Here is a 19210-nt window from a genome sequence, read left to right on the forward strand (position 1 = left end):
AGGGTCCGTGACCGCACCTTCCGAACCACTTCCGAGCGAGGAGGCCATGCGTACTCCCGGCAGGACCCCCAGGGGCGGCGCCGAGCCGCCGCCACAACCGCAGGCACGCGGGCGCCGCGCACACGCCGGCCCGCCGGCCGACGAGCGTTCCGACCTCGACGACGCCGTCACCGAGGGGCCGTCGGCGGCGCCGCCCGCCCGCCGGGACCGCTGGCACGTGCGGCCCCGCACCGTCCGCGCGAAGATCGTGTGCCTGCTCATGGTGCCCGTGATCTCCCTACTGGCCCTGTGGGCCTACGCCACCGTGACGACCGCTCAGGACGTGGCCCGCCTGCGGCAGTTGCAGCGGGTGGACTCGACGGTCCGGGCCCCGGTCGACGCCGCCGTCGCCGCGCTCCAGTCCGAACGCGCCGCCGCCGTCCGCTACGCCACCGACCCGTCCGCCGAACAGACCAGCACGCTCAAGAAGTCGGCCGGCCGGACCGACCGAGCCGTGGCGGAACTGCGACTGGGCGACCGCAACACCGTCGCCGACGGCGCCGACCTTCCCACCGGCGTGGCCGAGCGGCTGGAGACCTTCGTCGCGGGCGCCGAGGAACTGCGGTCCCTGCGCGGCGCGCTGCTGGAGCGCCGTGCCGGCTGGGACGAGGTGTACGGGCGGTACACGAAGACCATCTCGACGGCCTTCGCCGTGGGCGGCGCGCTCACCGGGGTCCAGGACGCGGGCCTGGGATCCGACGCGCGCGTGCTGCTCGAATTCAGCCAGGCGGGAGAGGCGCTGGCCCAGGAGGACGCCGTGCTGTCCAGTGCCCGGCTGGCGGGCACGCTCGACGGAGAGCGACTGCGGCTGTTCACCGGAGCCGTGGACACCCGCCGCGCGCTCACCGAGTCCGCCGTCGCAGACCTGAGCGGCTCCGAGCGGGCGGCCTGGCAGAGGCTCGCCCAGGGCGGCGCCTACGCCGACCTGCGTGCCACCGAGGACAAGGTGCTGGTCGCCCGGTCCGGCGCGAAGGGGATCGACGCCGCACCGGTGACAAGCTGGAACGCGGCACACGTACGCGTGCAGGACGAAATGCGGTCCATCGAGTCCGACGCGGGCCGCGGAGTCGCGGACCGTGCGGACCCGTTCAGGCGCGGCCTGCTCACCCCGGCAGGCGCGGCGGTGCTGCTCGGCCTCGCCGCCGTCGCCGCCTCGCTCGTCATCTCCGTACGCATCGGGCGTGGCCTCGTGGTCGAGCTCGTCAGCCTCCGCAACGACGCCCTGGAGATCGCCCGGCGCAAACTCCCGCACGCCATGCGCCGACTGCGCGCGGGTGAGGAGATCGACGTCCGTGCGGAGGCGCCTGGCGGGCCGCCGGCCGAGGACGAGACCGGGCAGGTCGCCGAGGCACTCGGCATCGTGCACCGTGCCGCCCTGCGGGCCGCGGTGGAACGCGCCGAACTCGCCAGCGGCATCAGCGGAGTCTTCGTCAATCTCGCTCGCCGCAGCCAGGTGCTCGTCCACCGACAGCTGAACCTGCTCGACAGCATGGAGCGCAGATCGGACGACCCCGACGAGCTGAGCGACCTGTTCCGCCTCGATCACCTCACCACCCGGATGCGGCGGCACGCCGAGAGCCTGATCATCCTCTCCGGGGCCGCACCCGGCCGGGCCTGGCGCCGGCCCGTCTCACTGACCGACGTGGTGCGCGCCGCCGTCTCGGAGGTGGAGGACTACGCGCGCGTGGAGGTGCGCCAACTGTCGGAGACGGCGATCGTCGGCGCCGCGGTGGCCGACCTCACCCACCTCCTGGCCGAGGTCGTGGAGAACGCGGCGCAGTTCTCACCGCCCCACACGCGCGTGCGGATCACCGGGGAACCGGTGGGCAACGGCTACGCGGTGGAGGTGGAGGACCGCGGCCTCGGCATGGGAAAGGAGACACTCGCCGAGGCCAACCGCCGTATCGAGCAGTCCGAGGCACTCGATCTCTTCGACAGCGACCGGCTCGGCCTGTTCGTGGTCAGCAGGCTCGCGGCACGCCACGGCATCAAGGTGCACCTGCGCACCTCGCCGTACGGCGGCACGACCGCGGTCGTCCTGCTGCCCACGGACCTGCTCCAGGGCGGGGCGGCGGAACGTTCCCTCGGCGCCGGCCGCGAACAGTCCGCGGACCACGAGTACGCGCGCGTGGTGACCGCTCGGCAGGAGGACCCCGTCCACTCGGCGACCGAGCTGCCCGCTCCGGCGCCCGTGCACGCTGCCGCCGAACGTCGCACGAACGGTTCGTCCGAGAGCCCGCCCCCCGGAGTCACCACCTTGCGCCTGCACCGGCCCCCGGACGAGCCCGAAGCGTCCGACGACCTCCCGCGGCGGGTGCGGCAGGCGAACCTCGCCCCGCAACTGCGCGAACAGCGCCCCGAGGAGACGGCGCGGACGCCGGACAGGGCGGGCGAACACGAACGCACCCCCGAGCAGGTACGGGACCGGATGGCCGCGTACCGCGACGGCTGGGCACGTGGCGGCGGCAGGTCGCCCGGCCTCGGCAGCCACCTGACTGCCGCAGCGGACAGGGACAGCAGCGAAGGAGACCCCGCATGATCGAGGATCCGACCATGAGAGCCGGCCGGCACAAGGGTGAACTGGACTGGTTGCTGGACGACCTGGTGCTGCGCGTCGCGGAAGTGCGGCACGCGGTGGTGCTGTCCAATGACGGACTGGCGGTGGGCTCGTCGACGGACCTGCGACGCGAGGACGCGGAACACCTGGCCGCCGTCGCCTCCGGCTTCCACAGCCTGGCCAAGGGGGCCGGCCGCCACTTCGGGGCCGGAGGCGTGCGCCAGACCATGGTCGAGATGGACGAGGGTTTCCTCTTCGTGGCCGCAGCCGGCGACGGCTCCTGCCTCGCCCTCCTCACCGCCGTCACCGCCGACATCGGTCTGGTCGCCTACGAGATGGCGCGGTTGGTCAAGCGAGTCGGCGAGCACCTGTACACGGCCCCCCGCGTCGCCGCGCGACCGCCCGTCGGCGGATGACCGGGGCGGCACGCGCAGATGACCCAGGACACGCCAGGCACCCCTCGGCAGTCGGGCAGCCAGTGGTACGACAGCGAGGCCGGACCCCTGGTCCGCCCCTACGCGATGACAGGGGGCCGCACGACGTCCGGCCCCAGCGGAGTGCGCCTGGACCTGATCGCACTCGTCACGCTCGACCCGGCCGCACCCCGGGCCGACGACAGCGCGCTCGGTCCGGAGCACCGCACCCTGATCGAACTGTGCCGCCCCGAGACGCAGTCGGTCGCCGAACTGTCCGCCGGAGCCGACCTGCCGGTGGGTGTGGTGCGGGTGCTTCTGGGAGACCTCCTGGAGTCGGGACGCGTCACGGTCAGTCTCCCGGTCCCGCCCGCGCAGTTGCCCGACGAGCGCATCCTGCGGGAGGTCATCGAGGGACTGAAGGCGCTGTAGCGCACGGAACCGGACCGCCCGTGACCGGTCGCGGCAGGCCCCGTGCGCACAAACCGGCACGCAAGACACCCGGTTCGATCGGATACGTCCCATAGCGAAGCAACCACCTCGCAGAGGAGCTGCGGTTGTCATGATGCTGAGTCCGCACAGATGTACTGACGTCGACCGTTGCCGGCACTCCCGAGAGAAGTGATCGATGGTCTCCGAGCACTCCGACGCCACCGCGGGCGAGACGGCCGCCCTGGCGTTGAAGATCCTGGTAGCCGGCGGGTTCGGCGTGGGCAAGACCACCCTGGTCGGCGCGGTCAGTGAGATCAGACCGCTGCGCACCGAGGAACTGCTGAGCGAGGCGGGCCAGTCGGTGGACGACACCGACGGCGTCGACCACAAGGTCACGACCACCGTCGCCATGGACTTCGGACGCATCACCATCAGGTCCGGACTCTCGCTCTACCTCTTCGGAACCCCGGGACAGGACCGGTTCTGGTTCCTCTGGGACGAGTTGTCGCAGGGCGCCCTGGGGGCCGTCGTCCTGGCGGACACCCGTCGGCTGGAGGACTGCTTCCCGGCCGTGGACTACTTCGAGCACCGGCACATCCCGTTCGTGGTGGCCGTCAACTGCTTCGCGGGGGCTCGTGCCCACGGCGCGGAGGACGTGTGCCGCGCACTGGACCTCGACAGCGGTACGCCGGTGGTGCTCTGCGACGCCCGCGACCGCGACTCGGGCAAGGAGGTGCTGATCCGTCTCGTCGAGCACGCGGGGCGGGTGCACACCGCGAGGCTTCTCGACTCGGTCGGCTGACTCCGCGGCGGCTCGCCCGTCCTTCCGGCTTGCCCGTGTGGCGGCTGTGGGGAAGGCTGGCCTGTCCGATCCTCCGGCCGGGAGGAGAGACGACACGGGGAGAGCGGCACATGGCGCAGAACACCGGACTCGGTTGGCTGCTGGACGATCTGACCGAGCGTGTCGATCACGTGCGGCACGCCCTGGTCCTGTCGAACGACGGGCTGGTGACGGGCGCGAGCACGGGGCTGCGGCGGGAGGACGCCGAACATCTCGCCGCCGTCGCGTCAGGCCTGCACAGTCTCGCCAGGGGATCGGGGCGCCACTTCGGCGCGGGCCAGGTGCGCCAGACGATGATCGAGTTCGACGACGCGGTGCTCTTCGTCACCGCGGCCGGCGACGGCAGCTGCCTGTGCGTGTTCAGCGCCGCCGAGGCCGACATCGGCCAGGTCGCCTACGAGATGACACTGCTCGTGAACCGCGTCGGCGAGCATCTTCGCGTCGCCGCCCGGCAGCCGGAGCACAGCTCGAACTTGGACCTCTGACCTGCGAAGACACCGATTTCGGGCCAGGTTGTCCACAGGCTCCCCGCACGATCCGGCGATCCGGCTACGGTTTTTCTCGAAGCGAGCGCACACCGGCGCGAGCACCGCACGGGGGAGAACCGCATGTCCGGCACCACCATCACGCAGCCCGCCACGGCCAACGCCGCCTTGCTCGACGCGGGGGAGCGCCTCCCCTCGCTCTCGCAGAGCCGCGCGGCTCGGGAACTGGGCCTCAAACGCCGCGAGTTCGACCTCGCAGTACACCTCGGCTGCGTCCGGACCGTCCCGGACGACGGGGGAGGGGGAGCCCGCCGGGTGACCCGGGCGGAGATCGACCGCATCCGCGCGGCGGAGGGCTGGGCCGAAGCCCTGCAGGAGCGGGTCAGGACCGTGGGCACCAAGGAAGGCGCGGCACTCCTGGGCGTGACGACCGCCAGGTTCACCCGACTCGCGCGTCTGGGGCTGGTCGTGCCGGTCACGTTCTACCTCAACCGCTACAGGGCCGTGGTCTGGCTCTACCTGGCCCAGGAACTCAGCCAGTTCGCCGCCGGGACGGAAAGCGCCAGCCTGCTGAGCGGCCGGATCCCCGAGGGGCTGCGCGGTCAACTCGACGAGGGGCTCGACCTGCGCCCACGGAACTGGCGGGGACGGCACAGGGGCTTCCTGCTGCGCGGTACGGAGGACCCCTGGGCGCAGGCGGCGATCGTGGCGTCGCTTCTCGACCCGGCGCACGTCGCACACGTCGTGCAGGACCCCTACGAGCGCGCCTACTTGAACCGCCTGCGTCCCGACCGGGCCGACCGGACGACGCCGGACTCCCCGGCCGCACAGGTCACCGCGAGGATCATGACGGCGGAGGACCCCGACGAGATCGCCTGGCTCGAAGCCGACCTGGCGCAGGCGATCACTCACGCCCGGGAGACGCGTCCCGCCCCGCGACCGGTGCCGAGGGACTCGGCGCCGGCGGCCACGCGGCCCTCCGGGGCGACAGTCGGCGACCACACGGGCCGGGCGCCGGAGCGCCCACGTGAACTGTCCGAGCGATCACGCGTGTTCGGGTGGCTGCGTCGCAGAAACCCGTGACGGCCCGCGCCGGCTTCGCCCGGTTCCGGGTCACCCCGTCATCGTGCGACGCGGATGTCCTGCAAGGACTTTCGCGTCCTCACAGCGCGCGAAAGAGCCCTTCCTGCACGACGGATACGAGCAGGCGTCCCTCCACGTCGTAGATGCGCCCGCGGGCCAGCCCGCGCCCGCCCGTCGCGATCGGTGACTCCTGGTCGTACAGGAACCACTCGTCGGCACGGAACGGACGGTGGAACCACATCGCGTGGTCGAGGGAGGCCATGTCGAAGCCGCGGGGACCCCAGAGCGGTTCCACCGGGATGCGTACCGCGTCCAGGAGGGTCATGTCGCTCGCATAGGTCAGCGCGCAGGTGTGGACGAGCGGATCGTCCCCGAGAGGTCCGACCGCACGCATCCACACGGCGCTGCGGGGCTCCGCGTCCTTGGTCTCCTCGGCGGTCCACCGCAGCCGGTCGACGTACCGGATGTCGAACGGCTGGCGCCGCGCCATGCGCTCCAGGGTGTCGGGCAGCGCCCCGAGGTGCTCCTCGATCTCCTGCGTCACCGTCGGCAGGGACTCGGGGTCCGGCACCTTGCGGGCCGGCGGCAGCTGGTGCTCGAAGCTCCCTTCCTCAGGCTTGTGAAAGGAGGCGGTCAGATTGAAGATCGTGCGGCCCTGCTGCACGGCCGTGACCCGCCGGGTGGTGAACGACCGGCCGTCGCGGACCCGCTCCACCTGGTACACGATCGGCACGCCGGGACGGCCCGGACGCAGGAAGTACGCGTGCAGCGAGTGCACCGGCCGGTCGCCCTCGGTGGTACGCCCGGCGGCGACCAGCGCCTGGCCCGCCACCTGGCCCCCGAAGACCCGCTGCAAGGACTCCTGCGGGCTCCGCCCGCGGAAGATGTTCACCTCGATCTGCTCCAGGTCGAGCAGGGCGACGAGGCTCTCGGCTGGGTTCGTCATGAGAGGGATTCTCCTGTGCTCAGAGCTGGCCGACGTCGGTGACCCGGACGATGGCGCGGCCCTCCGCGTCGGACGCCGCGAGGTCCACCTCCGCGCTGATGCCCCAGTCGTGGTCGCCGTTCGGGTCGGCGAAGGTCTGCCGGACTCGCCACAGGCCGTGCTGCGGCTCCTCCGTGATCTGCAGCAGCTTGGGGCCGCGGGCGTCGGGACCGGTGCCCAGGTCGTCGTACTCGTCCCAGTACTTGTCCATGGCCTCGCCCCAGGCGTCCGCGTCCCAGCCGGATTCGGCGTCCATCTCGCCGAGCTCCGTGAGCTGGTCCAGGGCGGCCAGCTCGACCCGCCGGAACATGGCGTTGCGGACGAGGACGCGGAAGGCCCGCGCGTTCGAGGTGACGGGTTTGACCTGGTCCGCCTTCTCCTGCGCCTCCTCGGCCGTCATCACCTCGGGGTTCGCGAGCTGCTCCCACTCGTCGAGCAGGCTGGAGTCGACCTGGCGCACCATCTCGCCGAGCCAGGCGATCAGGTCCTCCAGGTCCTCGGACTTGAGGTCGTCCGGGACGGTGTGGTCAAGGGCCTTGTAAGCGCTGGCGAGGTAGCGCAGCACGATCCCCTCGGTGCGCGCGAGTTCGTAGAAGGAGACGAACTCGGTGAAGGTCATGGCCCGTTCGTACATGTCGCGGATGACGGACTTCGGCGACAGCGGATGGTCGCCGACCCAGGGGTGGCTCTTGCGGTAGGTGTCGTACGCGTGGAAGAGCAGCTCCTCCAACGGCTTGGGGTAGGACACGTCCTGGAGCCGCTCCATGCGCTCCTCGTACTCGACGCCGTCCGACTTCATCGCCGCCACGGCCTCACCGCGTGCCTTGTTCTGCTGGGCCGCGAGGATCTGCCGGGGATCGTCCAGCGTGGACTCCACGACGGACACCATGTCGAGGGCGTACGACGGGGACTCCGGGTCGAGCAGTTCGAAGGAGGCGAGGGCGAACGTCGACAGGGGCTGGTTGAGGGCGAAGTCCTGCTGCAGGTCCACGGTGAGGCGCACGATGCGGCCCTCGGCGTCCGGCTCGTCGAGCTTCTCCACGACGCCGCCGTCCAGCAGCGAGCGGTAGATGGCGATGGCCCGCCGGATGTGCCGCAGCTGCTGCTTGCGCGGCTCGTGGTTGTCCTCCAGCAGATGCCGCATCGCCTCGAAGGCGTTCCCGGGGCGGGCGATCACCGACAGCAGCATCGTGTGTGTCACCCGGAAGCGGGAGGTGAGGGGCTCGGGCTCGGAGGAGATGAGCTTCTCGAAGGTGTTCTCCGTCCAGCCGACGAAGCCCTCCGGCGCCTTCTTGCGGACCACCTTGCGGCGCTTCTTGGGGTCGTCGCCCGCCTTGGCGAGAGCCTTCTCGTTCTCGATGACGTGCTCGGGCGCCTGCGCCACGACGAAGCCCGCCGTGTCGAACCCGGCCCGGCCGGCACGCCCCGCGATCTGGTGGAACTCACGGGCGCGCAGGGTCCGCACCCGGGTGCCGTCGTACTTGGCCAGCGCGGTGAACAGCACGGTGCGGATGGGGACGTTGACGCCGACCCCGAGCGTGTCCGTGCCGCAGATGACCTTCAGCAGACCGGCCTGGGCCAGCTTCTCCACGAGGCGGCGGTACTTGGGCAGCATGCCGGCGTGGTGCACGCCGATGCCGTGCCGGACGTACCGGGAGAGGTTGCGGCCGAACTTCGTGGTGAAGCGGAAGTTGCCGATCAGCTCGGCGATCTGGTCCTTCTCCTCCCGCGTGCACATGTTGATGCTCATCAGGGCCTGAGCCCGCTCCACGGCCTGCGCCTGGGTGAAGTGCACGATGTAGACGGGAGCCTGCTTGGTCGCCAGCAGCTCGGTGAGCGTCTCCGTCAGAGGGGTCAGCACGTACTCGTAGGAGAGCGGTACGGGACGGGTCGCCGAGCGGACCACCGCGGTGGGGCGGCCGGTGCGCCGGGTGAGGTCCTTCTCGAACATCGAGACGTCACCGAGGGTCGCCGACATCAGGATGAACTGGGCCTGCGGAAGTTCCAGGATCGGGATCTGCCAGGCCCAGCCGCGGTCGCCCTCCGCGTAGAAGTGGAACTCGTCCATCACGACCTGGCCGACGTCGGCGTGCTTGCCGTCACGCAGCGCGATGGAGGCCAGCACCTCGGCGGTGCAGCAGATCACGGGGGCGTCCGCGTTCACGGAGGCGTCGCCGGTGAGCATGCCGACGTTCTCGGTGCCGAAGATCTTGCACAGCTCGAAGAACTTCTCCGAGACGAGCGCCTTGATCGGAGCCGTGTAGAAGGTGACCTCGTCCCGGGCCAGCGCCGCGAAGTGCGCCGCCGCCGCGATCATGCTCTTGCCCGAACCGGTGGGCGTCGAGACGATCACGTTCGCACCCGAGACCACCTCGATCAGCGCCTCCTCCTGGTGAGGGTAGAGCGTGAGGCCGCGTTCCCCGGCCCACGACTCGAAGGCTTCGTAGAGGGCGTCCGGGTCGGCGGTCTGCGGCAGCTGATCGATAAGGGTCACGCCCCCATCTTGCCTGTGATCGGGCCTGATGAGGGAATCGGATGCCCGTACGAAGATCGCGAACGTTACGCTGTGGCGCCGACGAAGCGTCAGCGCGTGCGAACAACTCGACAGCGACACTGCAGGAATGGGGCGGGGTACGGCCATGATGGGACCAGCACACTCACTGTCGGGGGCCGCGGCCTGGCTGGGCGTCGGGGCGGCGGCGGCAGCGGCCGGTCACACCATGCCCTGGCCGGTCCTCCTGGTCGGCGCCCTGATCTGCGCCGGTGCCGCGCTCGCACCCGACCTGGACCACAAGGCGGCCACCATCTCGCGGGCCTTCGGACCCATCTCGCGGGGCCTGTGCGAGATCGTCGACAAGCTGTCCTACGCCGTCTACAAGTCGACTCGCAAGCAGGGCGACCCGCGTCGCTCCGGCGGCCACCGCACACTGACGCACACCTGGCTCTGGGCCGTGACGATCGGCGCGGGGACCTCGGTGGCCGCGATCACCGGGGGGCGCTGGACGGTTCTGGCGATCCTGTTCGTGCACCTGGTGCTGGCCATCGAGGGTCTGCTGTGGCGGGCGGCCCGCGGGTCCAGCAGCGACGTCCTGGTCTGGCTGCTGGCCGCGACCAGTGCCTGGATCCTGGCGGGAGTCCTGGACAAGCCGGGCAACGGCGCCGACTGGCTGTTCACCGCGCCCGGCCAGGAGTACCTGTGGCTGGGGCTGCCCATCGTCCTTGGCGCGCTGGTGCACGACATCGGGGACGCGCTGACGGTCTCGGGCTGCCCGATCCTGTGGCCCATCCCGATCGGCCGCAAGCGCTGGTACCCGATCGGACCGCCGAAGGTCATGCGGTTCCGGGCCGGCAGCTGGGTCGAGCTGAAGGTGCTGATGCCCGCGTTCATGCTGCTCGGCGGGGTGGGCTGCGCGGCGGCGCTGAACTTCATCTGAGCCACGTCCGCGCGGACCGGCCGTGCGTACTCTCCGGACATGCAGTGCGGGCTCTGCCTCCGGATGGGCTCGGCCGTCGGGTTTCACTTGCGCGGCCGGCCCTGCGCTGGGACGGGGGTCGTGGCGGGTCCGGGCTCACGCGGGCGGCCCCAGGCTCGGAAGCGCTCGGCTGCGGAGTGGCACTCGGGTGGCCGGCCCCGCGCTGGGACAGGGGCCGCCGCCGAGTCGGGCTGACGCGGCCGGCTCCGAGGCCGGAGAGGCTCCGCAGTGAGGTCCGCCCTGCGGTGTCGCCCTCGCGCTGGGTAAGGCCCTGCTGCGGCGGTGCACCTGCGGTACCGCACGCGGCATCGGAGATGCGACGCCCCGGGGGCGGACCTGGAAAACCGCCCCCGCACCTGTGCGGGCTCTGCCGTGCGGAGGGCCCGGCCGCCCCGGTCACACGTTCGTGCCGACCCGACCGGGGAGACGGGCCCGTGGGGCCGGCGGCAAGCTCGCCGAGTCGTGGCGTCCAGGTCGGACGCTCTGCCCGGCCCGTCCGACGCCAGGGCCGCAAGTTCCGGCCCTGTCGTGGCACCGATCCCGTCGGCCGGGCCCCGCTCAGGGGAGTCTCAGCCCGCGTCGTCCAGGCCGGACGCGGCGCTTCCGTACCGGCGCTCGAACGCGGCCACGCGGCCCTCCGTGTCCACCGTCCGAGCCTTGCCGGTGTAGAAGGGGTGGCTCTCCGAGGAGATCTCCACGTCCACGACCGGGTAGGTCTTCCCGTCGTCCCAGTCGATGGTCTGGTCGCTGTTCGCCGTGGACCGGGTGAGGAAGGCGTAACCGGCGGCGCGGTCGCGGAAGACGACGGGGTGGTAGTCGGGCTGCTTGTCCTGCTGCATGGCTGCTCCTTGCTTGGGGCGGATGGGGCAGGGACGGGGGTCTCAGCCGGGCAGGGTCTCCTCGTCGACCACGTGCATCGCGGCCTCCTCGGCCGAGGCCGCGGCGCCGTCGATCCCCACGTCGGTGGCGATCAGCCCGCTCTCCTCGTCCTCGTGCGCACCCTCGTCGGGTGCGACCAGGCGGCCGGAGCGGGCGGCGCCCACCTCGTTGTCCAGTGGCTCGCCGTCGGTGTCGTCGGAGTCCCCGATCCCGTCGCCGTCGTCCACCGCGAGGTCGGGCAGCTCCTCGGCGAGGCGCTGGTCGAGGGTCTCGCCGAGCCGGCGTTCCTCGGCGGTGACTCCGGAGTGCTCGACCGCCCAGGGCCGTTCGGGCGGCGACCAGCCCCGGTCCAGAGGGTCGTCCACGCCGTCGCTCTCCAGGGTGTCCTCGGCGTCGAGCAGCCCCGCGTCGTCCTGCACCTCGGATCCGTCGGGCTGGTAGACGTCGTCTCCCCATCCGTCGGCGCTGTCCACGGGTACCTCCAGGTGGTGGGGGCGGATCCGGTACCGCCGTACCTCACGGCGGAGGCGGGGACCGCACGGCACAGACCGCGCCCCTCGCGAACCGGGTGGTTCAGGGGCACTCCCCGAGCCGGTGCCAGTTTCCAGCCTTCCACCCACATTCGACACCGCGCAACGGGACGTACTCGGTCGCGGGCTTCGGCCGGGCGGTGGGAAGGCGGGGTCGGCCGCCCGCCGGAGCGCCGCGCCACCGGGACGCACCGGCTCCGGCAGGTGCCGACCGGGGAGGCGGCCGCCCGGGAACTCCTGCCGCTCCACCCCTGGGCCCGACTCCTCCGAGCTCCCGGCTCACCCGTGCCAGGACCGCCAGAGGGCCGCGTAGGCGCCGTTCGCGGTGACCAACTGGTCGTGGCTGCCCAGCTCGCTGATGCGGCCGTTCTCGACGACGGCGATGACGTCGGCGTCGTGGGCGGTGTGCAGCCGGTGGGCGATGGCGACGACGGTGCGGCCCTCGAGGACACGGGCCAGGGACCGTTCCAGGTGACGGGCCGCGCGCGGGTCGAGGAGCGAGGTGGCCTCGTCCAGGACCAGCGTGTGCGGGTCCGCCAGCACCAGCCGGGCGAGCGCGATCTGCTGTGCCTGCGCCGGGGTGAGCGCGAGCCCGCCGGAGCCGACCTCGGTGTCCAGGCCGTCGTCCAGTGCCCGTGCCCATCCGTCCGCGTCGACCGCGCCGAGGGCAGCCCAGAGCTCGGCGTCGTCGGCACCGGTACGGGCGAGCAACAGGTTGTCCCGCAGGGAGCCGACGAAGACGTGGTGTTCCTGGTTGACCAGGGCGACGTGGGAGCGCACCTGCTCGGCGGGCATGCGGGACAGTTCGGCGCCGCCCAGGGTGATGCTGCCGTCCCGGGGTGCGTAGATCCCGGCGAGGAGTCGGCCGAGCGTGGACTTCCCGGCGCCGGACGGGCCGACCAGGGCGAGCCGGGTGCCCGGAGCGACCTGGAGGGAGACCTCGCGCAGGACGTCGACGCCGGGGCGGTAGCCGAAGTGGACGCGGTCCGCGTGGACGTCGCGCCCGTCGGGGACGACCGCCGGATCGCCCTCGTCGGGCTCGATGTCCCGTACGCCGACCAGCCGGGCCAGCGACACCTGGGCGACCTGGAGCTCGTCGTACCACCGCAGGATCAGCCCGACCGGGTCGACGAGCATCTGGGCGATGAGCGCACCCGTCGTGAGCTGGCCGACCCCGATCCAGCCCTGGAGGACGAAGACACCGCCGATCATCAGGACCGAGCAGAGGACCGTGACATGGGTGATGTTGATGACCGGGAACAGCACCGAGCGCAGCCACAGGGTGTAGCGCTCCCAGGCGGTCCATTCCCTGACCCGGCGGTCGGACAGGTCGATGCGGCGCCCACCGAGCCGGTGGGCCTCGATGGTGCGGCCGGCGTCCACGGTCTCGGCGAGGACGGCCGCGACGGCGGCGTAGCCGGCGGCCTCCGAGCGGTAGGCGGCGGGCGCCCGCTTGAAGTACCAGCGGCAGCCGAACACCAGGAGGGGGACGGCGAGGAGCACCGCGGGCGCGAGCGGCGGCGCGGTCACGGCGAGTCCGCCGAGCAGCAGCGCGACCCACACCACGCCGATGGCGAGCTGGGGCACGGCTTCGCGCATCGCGTTGGCCAGGCGGTCGATGTCCGTGGTGATCCGGGACAGCAGGTCGCCCGTGCCCGCGCGTTCCAGGACGCCCGGGGGCAGTCCCACCGACCGCACGAGGAAGTCCTCGCGCAGATCGGCCAGCATCCGCTCGCCCAGCACGGCTCCTCGCAGGCGCACCTGGTGCACGAACACGGCCTGGACGACGAGGGCGAGGACGAACAGGGCGGCGGTGCGTTCCAGGTGGAGTTCCCGTGCGTGGTCCGAGACCTTCTCGACGACCGAGCCCAACAGGTAGGGCCCGGCCATCGAGGCCACGACGGCGATGGTGTTCACCGTGACGAGCAGCAGGAAGGCCCGGCGGTGCCGGCGGAAGAGTTCGGCCACGTAGGCGCGGACGGTCGCGGGGGCTCCGACGGGCAGCGTGTTCGCCGTCGTCGGGGCCGCCGGGTCGTACGCCGGTGGCGCCACGCCGATCATGCGGTCTCCTCGATCTCTTCCAAGGTGTCGATCGCGTCGATGCCGTGTGCTTCCAGTGAGCCGATCCCGGGTACGGCGCCGGTCCCGGGAGTGCCGCCGGGGGCGGTCTCGTCGTCGGTCTCCCGGGTCACCACGGCGCGGTACCGGGGCTCGCTGTGCACCAGTTCGCGGTGCACGCCGACCGCGACGACCTCGCCGCCGTCCACCAGCGCGACCCGGTCGGCCCGGTCCAGGAGAAGGGGCGAGGAGGTGAACACGACCGTCGTACGGCCCGCGCGCAGGGAGCGGACACCGTCGGCGACGCGGGCCTCGGTGTGCGAGTCCACCGCGGACGTGGGCTCGTCCAGGACCAGGACCTCGGGGTCCGTGATCAGCGACCGGGCCAGGGCGAGGCGCTGGCGCTGGCCGCCCGACAGGGACCGGCCGCGCTCGGTGATCCGCGCGTCCATGGGGTCCTGCGCGTTCACCGAGCTCTGGGCGAGCGCGTCCAGGACGTCGCCGCACTGGGCCGCCGCGAGCGCGTCGGCGGCGCTCACCCCGCCGGACGACGGCACGTCGAGCAGGTCGCGCAGCGATCCCGACAGGAGTACCGGGTCCTTGTCCTGGACCAGGACGGCCGTCCGGGCGGAGTCGAGGGGCAACTCGTCCAGCGGCACCCCGCCGAGCAGTACGGAGACGGTGGTCTCCTCGCCCGACGCGTGGCCGCCGAGCCGTTCGGCCAGGACGCCCGCCGCGTCGGGGTCGCCGCAGACCACGGCCGTGAAGCGTCCGGAGGGTGCGAGCAGACCGGTCGCCGGGTCGTACAGATCTCCGCCCGGGACGTCGCCGTCGCGCGTCCCGGCGGTGTCGGTGATCCGCTCCAGGGCCAGCACGCGGGCGGCTCGCTTGGCTGAGGGCCGGGAGAAGGAGTACGCCATGGCGATCTCCTCGAAGTGCCGCAGAGGATAGGTGAGGAGCATGACCGCGCTGTACACCGTGACGAGTTCGCCGACCGTGATCCGGCCGTCGCGGGCCAGATGCACCCCGTGCCAGACGACCGCGATGAGCAGCAGACCCGGCAGCAGTACCTGGATGGCCGAGATCAGCGCCCACATCCTGGCGCTGCGCACGGCGGCCCGCCGGACGTCCTGGGAGGCCCGGCGGTAGCGGTCGAGGAAGAGTTCCTCGCCGCCGATGCCGCGCAGCACCCGCAGTCCGGCGACCGTGTCGGAGGCCAGTTCGGTGGCGCGTCCCGCCTTCTCGCGCTGGTGATCGGCGCGACGGGTGACGGGCGGCAGGAGAGGCAGCACGGCGAGGGCCAGCACCGGCACGCCGACGGCGACGACGACACCGAGGGCGGGCTGGTAGACGACGAGACCGACGCAGACCAGCACCACCGTGAGGGCGGCAGCCGCGAACCGTGACAGGGCCTCGACGAACCAGCCGATCTTCTCGACGTCGCCGGTGGAGACGGCGACCACCTCGCCGGCCGCGACGCGCTGGGTGAGCGCCGAGCCCAGCTGGGCCGTCTTGCGGGCCAGCAGCTGCTGGACGCGCGCCGCCGCGATGATCCAGTTGGTGACCGCGGCGCGGTGCAGCATCGTGTCGCCCAGCGCGATGGCCACGCCGCACAGGACCATCAGCCCGCCGGAGACGGCCAGCCGGGTGCCGGAGCGGTCGACGACGGCCTGGACCGCGAGACCGACGCAGAAGGGCAGTCCCGAGACCGCGACGAAGTGCAGCAGACCCCAGAGGAGGGCCTTGAACTGTCCGCCCAGCTGATTGCGGCCGAGCCACCACAGGAATCTGGGACCCGAGCGTGCGTCCGGCACTCCCGGGTCGGGAAACGGAAGGTCTTGAATCTGCATGACGTCCCAGAGGCTCGTGTCAGGGGTGGACGGTCGCGTGGGCAAGGGCTGACGGGCCGGCGGACCGGGTCCGAACCGGTCCACGACCTGCGGCACCGGTAGCCGCGGCCGGTGCCGGACCGCGCGGCGGCCGGCGTGGACCGCACGCGAAAAGCCGGCAACAAACCGTGAAAGGTTCGCGTCGGAGCGTGGTCGGAAGCAAACGGTTTTTCACCGCGGGGCAAAGAATCGGCCCGGACCGCCCCTGTTTGACCGGGAAGTGAGGGGGCCGCAGGCGGCGGTCGGGATCGTGGTGCGACGATGGACCGCATGCAAACAGGCGGTGCGAACGGTTCGATGCGTGCGGGGGTCGCTGTGGCGGCCTGCGGTGTTCTCCTGATGTCCCTCTCGGCATGCGGCGGTTCGGGCGCCGACGGCGGGGCGGAGGGCGACGGCGCCTCCGGGGGCAAGGCCGGCCGGGCCGAGGCACGCACCGTCGACCTGAAGCGCATCCCCGGCGTCGGGGACCGACTGCAGGAGAAGATCCCCGCCGGCTCCCGCCAGGTCGTCGCGGTCTACGGCGAGAGCAAGGACTCGGCCGACTCCACTGTCGTCCTCTACACGAAGCACGGTTCCACGTGGGACCGGACCCGCGCGTGGAAGGGGCACAACGGCAAGAAGGGCTGGACCACGGACCACCACGAGGGCGACAAGCGAAGCCCCGTCGGCGTGTTCACCCTCAGCGACGCGGGCGGGGTGCTCGCCGACCCGGGTGCCCGGCTTCCGTACACCCGGTCCGCCTCCTTCCAGGCGCCGCACTACTGGGCCGAGTCGCACTGGCACGACTTCGACTACGTCATCGCCATCGACTACAACCGCGTCAAGGGCACCTCACCGAGCGACCCGACGCGGCCCGAGGGCCAGTCCAAGGGCGGCAGCATCTGGCTGCACATGGACCACGGGAGCGGCACGTCGGCCTGTGTGAGTCTGTCCAAGTCCGGGATGCGGTACCTGCTGCGCACTCTCGACCCGGATCAGCACCCCGTGGTGGTGATGGGGGACAAGGCGGACCTGAAGGCGTAGTCCAGGCGGCGGATCAGGACGCAGGGACGCCGGGGGAGAAGAAGGGGTACTCGGACAAGTCCTCGGTTCTCGTTGCGGGCGGGGCCGCCTCCCCCGTAGAACACCGCACATGAGAAGACCGGTCATCATGTCCATGCTCGCCGGAGTGATCCTCACGGCGGGCACCCTTCTTGGAGCGACCCCCGCTCCGGCCGTCCCCGCGGCCGACGGCGCCGCCCGTCCCGCGGCGGCAGCCGGATCCGTCGAGCCGCCCGCCGAGTTCGGCACCGACTGGCACGATCCGCTGACCGCCGCCCCGCCCGTCACGAAGCCCGCCACCAAGTCCTGCCGGGTCACCGTCGCCAAGGCGCAGTTCCGTGACTTCACGCCGTATCGCGGCACCTACACGCCGGTGACGGGCTGCGGTGACAGCTGGAGCAAGGTCGTGCTGAGGCTCGAAGGCAAGGTCAAGGGGCGGCAGTTCGACCGTCTCGGCTATCTGCACGTGGGCGGGGTCGAGATCTTCCGCACCTCGACCCCGGAACCCTCGCCCGACGGCATCGAGTGGTCCGTCGAGAAGGACGTGACGCGCTACAGCGACACGTTCCGGCACGCGGGCGACGTGGAGATGCTCATCGGCAACGTGGTCGACGACACGTACACCGGGGTCATCGACGTCGACGTCACGCTGACCTTCTACGCGGCCGAGAAGTCCGCGCGGCCGGCCGCTTCCGGCGCGCTCGCGGGTTCCGCCGCCTCCGCCCGCCCCGCATCCGTTCCGGACCGGGTCCTGACCCTCGAGAACGGCATGCTCACCACGCCCCGCAACAGCGAGCGGATCGTCGCCGAGGTGTACGCCACCGGCTCGGGCGGCGGCTGTGAGGAGTACTGGTACCTGACGGTGCCCGACGCGGCGCCGTACTCCTGCAAGGCGGCCGACGGCCCGTACCGCGAGGTGCGGATCGAGGTGGACGGCCGGCTCGCCGGGATCGCGGCTCCGTTCCCGACCGTGTGGACCGGCGGCTGGTCCAACCCCTTCCTCTGGTACGTGATACCGGGACCGCGCGCCTTCGACATCAAGCCGATCGAGTACGACCTGACTCCGTTCGCCGGGCTCCTCAACGACGGCCGACCGCACCGGGTGGACGTCTCGGTGGCCGGCGTCCCCGAGGGGCAGAGCGGCTGGAGCACCCCGGTCGACGTACTGGTGTGGCAGGACGCGAAGCGGGCCCACGTGTCCGGCGCGCTCACCGAGGTCGCGGCGGGCGACATGGCCAACTCCTCGGTCCACACGCCCGGTTCGGAGCAGCGTCTCGACACCGAGGGCGGCCACCGGCTGACCGTCGCCGGATACGTGGACACCTCGCACGGCCGGGTCACGACGACCGTCGGCCGCACCCTGGCCAACACCTCCGTGCACCGCTGGACCGACGGCGAGAACACGGACGCGCTCACGGCCACCTGGACGGACGAGGAGAAGGTCACCGTCGACGGGCGCGGACCCGCGTCGGTCACGCGGACCCACCGCACGTACACGATGGACGGCACCACGACGCTCGGCGAAGGCGACCGGCTACGGACGGTCCTGACCCTTGGAGACCGGGTTGCGGTGGACGAGTCGCGCGGGGGTCGGCGTACCGCGTGGTCCCGGTCGGACGACACCTACACGGGCGACGGCACGTACACCGCGAACGTCCCGCGCGACCAGCGGCACGCGGTCGCCACGACGAAGGAGCGGTACCGGCTGTACGGCTCGGCACGGTGTCACGACCGCAGCCTGGTCACCGTGCAGGGGACGCTCGTTGAGGACCGGAGCCGCTGCTGACCCACCGACCGCGTCGCGCCGCCCGGTGACATCCACCGGGCGGCCGGCCCGTCCCGGGCGTGGGCGGAAGGCTCTCGCGCCGGCCGGCGGGGCGACGTGACCCTGTAACCGCCCGCCCCCGACCCGCACCCCGACACCCGGACGACGGCCAGGACAGGGACGTCGGCCGGGATGCCCAGATGCCGTGACGGCCGGCTTAGGAGAGTGACAGGCCGTACGCGATCAGCAGGGCCGCTCCGCGCCGGGCGTGCCGTCGACCAGGGTGTCCAGCAACCCGCCCAGCACCTCGCGCTGCTCGTCCGTCAGCGGGGCCAGGATCTCCTCCGCGGCCGACCGGCGGGCGCCGCGCAGCTCACGCAGTGCCATGCGCCCTTCGTCCGTGACCTCGATCCGGATCACCCGGCGGTTGGTGGGATCGGGCACCCGCCGCACCTTCCCGTTCGCCTCCAGGCCGTCGACCAGGGTGGTCACGGCACGCGGCACCACCTCCAGGCGCTCGGCCAGGTCGGCCATGCGGGGAGGCGAGCCGTAGTGGGCCAGGGTGCGCAGGAGCCGCGACTGGGCCGGAGTGATGCCCAGGGCGCGCTGCTCCAGATGGCGCTTCTGGATGCGGTGCACGCGGCGGGTCAGCCGCAGCAACTGCTCGGCGAGCAGGCCGTCGGCATCGGGGGTGGTCATGTGGGAACAATATCAGGACCCCGTTCATTGTGAGTATAGGT

General features: G+C 72.0%; 16 protein-coding genes. 9 read left to right on the forward strand and 7 right to left on the reverse strand.

The features are described from left to right. Positions 1 to 46 precede the first annotated feature (46 nt). From ACZ4VA_RS13745 to ACZ4VA_RS13770, 6 genes are all read left to right on the forward strand, one after another. Entirely contained in the window at positions 47 to 2578 is a 2532-nt protein-coding gene (locus ACZ4VA_RS13745; protein ID WP_356164652.1) for a sensor histidine kinase, read from the forward strand. After that, positions 2575 to 3012: a roadblock/LC7 domain-containing protein gene (locus tag ACZ4VA_RS13750; RefSeq protein ID WP_356164463.1), complete on the forward strand. Its 438-nt coding sequence runs from the start codon at positions 2575 to 2577 to the stop codon at positions 3010 to 3012. Before ACZ4VA_RS13745 ends, ACZ4VA_RS13750 begins: the two co-directional genes overlap by 4 nt. A gap of 18 nt (positions 3013 to 3030) precedes the next feature. Beyond that, positions 3031 to 3441, forward strand: coding sequence for a DUF742 domain-containing protein (locus tag ACZ4VA_RS13755; protein WP_355779751.1), 411 nt, complete (start codon positions 3031 to 3033; stop codon positions 3439 to 3441). Positions 3442 to 3637: 196 nt separating this feature from the next. Continuing rightward, positions 3638 to 4243 (forward strand): GTP-binding protein, encoded by a 606-nt coding sequence (locus ACZ4VA_RS13760; RefSeq protein ID WP_355779749.1) that lies wholly within the window; start codon positions 3638 to 3640, stop codon positions 4241 to 4243. A gap of 110 nt (positions 4244 to 4353) precedes the next feature. Next, the gene (locus ACZ4VA_RS13765) at positions 4354 to 4767 is read left to right on the forward strand and encodes a roadblock/LC7 domain-containing protein (protein WP_356164460.1); all 414 of its coding nucleotides are present in this window, start codon (positions 4354 to 4356) and stop codon (positions 4765 to 4767) included. 123 nt (positions 4768 to 4890) lie between these two features. After that, the gene (locus tag ACZ4VA_RS13770; protein ID WP_356164458.1) at positions 4891 to 5850 is read left to right on the forward strand and encodes a DUF6397 family protein; all 960 of its coding nucleotides are present in this window, start codon (positions 4891 to 4893) and stop codon (positions 5848 to 5850) included. A 79-nt stretch (positions 5851 to 5929) separates the two neighbouring features. Here the strand turns inward: ACZ4VA_RS13770 and ACZ4VA_RS13775 are convergent, their stop codons facing one another. Further along, a complete protein-coding gene (locus tag ACZ4VA_RS13775; protein WP_468081338.1) occupies positions 5930 to 6796 on the reverse strand; it encodes an acyl-CoA thioesterase in 867 nt (288 codons plus the stop codon). 19 nt (positions 6797 to 6815) lie between these two features. After that, positions 6816 to 9329, reverse strand: coding sequence for a DEAD/DEAH box helicase (locus tag ACZ4VA_RS13780; RefSeq protein ID WP_355779739.1), 2514 nt, complete (start codon positions 9327 to 9329; stop codon positions 6816 to 6818). Between the two features lie 145 nt (positions 9330 to 9474). Between ACZ4VA_RS13780 and ACZ4VA_RS13785 the strand changes: the two genes are divergently transcribed. Next, positions 9475 to 10269 (forward strand): metal-dependent hydrolase, encoded by a 795-nt coding sequence (locus ACZ4VA_RS13785; RefSeq protein ID WP_356164456.1) that lies wholly within the window; start codon positions 9475 to 9477, stop codon positions 10267 to 10269. 608 nt (positions 10270 to 10877) lie between these two features. Here the strand turns inward: ACZ4VA_RS13785 and ACZ4VA_RS13790 are convergent. The 4 genes from ACZ4VA_RS13790 to ACZ4VA_RS13805 all read right to left on the reverse strand — a co-directional run bounded on the left by ACZ4VA_RS13790 (position 10878) and on the right by ACZ4VA_RS13805 (position 15625). Further along, a complete protein-coding gene (locus tag ACZ4VA_RS13790; RefSeq protein ID WP_355792928.1) occupies positions 10878 to 11147 on the reverse strand; it encodes a type B 50S ribosomal protein L31 in 270 nt (89 codons plus the stop codon). Between the two features lie 42 nt (positions 11148 to 11189). Continuing rightward, positions 11190 to 11660, reverse strand: coding sequence for a DUF5709 domain-containing protein (locus ACZ4VA_RS13795; RefSeq protein ID WP_355792930.1), 471 nt, complete (start codon positions 11658 to 11660; stop codon positions 11190 to 11192). Positions 11661 to 11996: 336 nt separating this feature from the next. After that, the gene (locus ACZ4VA_RS13800; protein ID WP_468081342.1) at positions 11997 to 13778 is read right to left on the reverse strand and encodes an ABC transporter ATP-binding protein; all 1782 of its coding nucleotides are present in this window, start codon (positions 13776 to 13778) and stop codon (positions 11997 to 11999) included. Then, complete coding sequence (locus tag ACZ4VA_RS13805; RefSeq protein WP_468081344.1) at positions 13775 to 15625, reverse strand: ABC transporter transmembrane domain-containing protein; 1851 nt, start codon at positions 15623 to 15625, stop codon at positions 13775 to 13777. Before ACZ4VA_RS13805 ends, ACZ4VA_RS13800 begins: the two co-directional genes overlap by 4 nt. A 336-nt stretch (positions 15626 to 15961) precedes the next feature. Here ACZ4VA_RS13805 and ACZ4VA_RS13810 point away from each other — a divergent pair, with 336 nt between their 5' ends. Both ACZ4VA_RS13810 and ACZ4VA_RS13815 read left to right on the forward strand, forming a co-directional pair. Further along, positions 15962 to 16687, forward strand: a complete 726-nt coding sequence (locus tag ACZ4VA_RS13810; RefSeq protein WP_468081494.1) for a hypothetical protein — start codon at positions 15962 to 15964, stop codon at positions 16685 to 16687. A 109-nt stretch (positions 16688 to 16796) separates the two neighbouring features. Then, the gene (locus ACZ4VA_RS13815; RefSeq protein WP_468081346.1) at positions 16797 to 18491 is read left to right on the forward strand and encodes a peptide-N4-asparagine amidase; all 1695 of its coding nucleotides are present in this window, start codon (positions 16797 to 16799) and stop codon (positions 18489 to 18491) included. A 222-nt stretch (positions 18492 to 18713) separates the two neighbouring features. On the opposite strand, the gene ACZ4VA_RS13820 is transcribed toward ACZ4VA_RS13815, so the two are convergent. Further along, positions 18714 to 19169, reverse strand: a complete 456-nt coding sequence (locus ACZ4VA_RS13820) for a MarR family winged helix-turn-helix transcriptional regulator (protein WP_356164445.1) — start codon at positions 19167 to 19169, stop codon at positions 18714 to 18716. Positions 19170 to 19210: the final 41 nt, after the last annotated feature.

It is taken from the genome of Streptomyces sp. NPDC028308 (genome assembly GCF_055565855.1).